The sequence below is a fragment of the Mesorhizobium sp. M00.F.Ca.ET.216.01.1.1 genome (assembly GCF_004010325.2).
Classification (GTDB): domain Bacteria; phylum Pseudomonadota; class Alphaproteobacteria; order Rhizobiales; family Rhizobiaceae; genus Mesorhizobium.
In genome coordinates, this window is the sequence record NZ_SADR02000205.1 from 1 (window position 1) to 382 (window position 382).

The 382-nt window shown below is 67.3% G+C and carries 1 protein-coding gene and 1 pseudogene; both read right to left on the minus strand.

The window, feature by feature from the left end; all coding sequences use genetic code 11:
• Nucleotides 1–166 (minus strand): ATP-binding cassette domain-containing protein (locus EN859_RS35745; RefSeq protein WP_189502513.1); only part of this gene is annotated, 166 nt, incomplete at its 3' end.
• Nucleotides 159–382 (minus strand): annotated as a pseudogene (locus EN859_RS35750) (ABC transporter permease); the annotation flags it as partial. The gene EN859_RS35745 and the pseudogene EN859_RS35750, both read right to left, overlap by 8 nt.

A 382-nucleotide genomic window follows, 5' to 3' on the forward strand; every position in this document is an offset into this window, starting at 1 on the left:
CAGACAGCGCCGCCGTGGATTTGCCGCAGCCGGATTCGCCGACCAGTCCGTAGGCCTCGCCCCGGCCGATGGTAAGGCTGACATTGCGCAGCACCGCCCGGTTGCGGCCGCCAACGCGGTAGGCGACGGAGAGATCGTTGAGCTCGAGCGCGTTCTTCTCAGTCATTGAACGCTCCATGGACGCCGTCCGCCACCAGGTTGACGCCGATCACCAGCGAGGCGATGGCCAGGGCGTCGAACAGCACCGTGCAGCAGAAGCCGGCGCCGATCATGCCGTAGTTGCTGGAGATCGAGAGGCCCCAGTCGGGCGAGGGCGGCTGGATGCCGAAGCCCATGAAGGACAGCGTCGCGACGGCGAAGATCGCGTAACCCAGCCGCACCG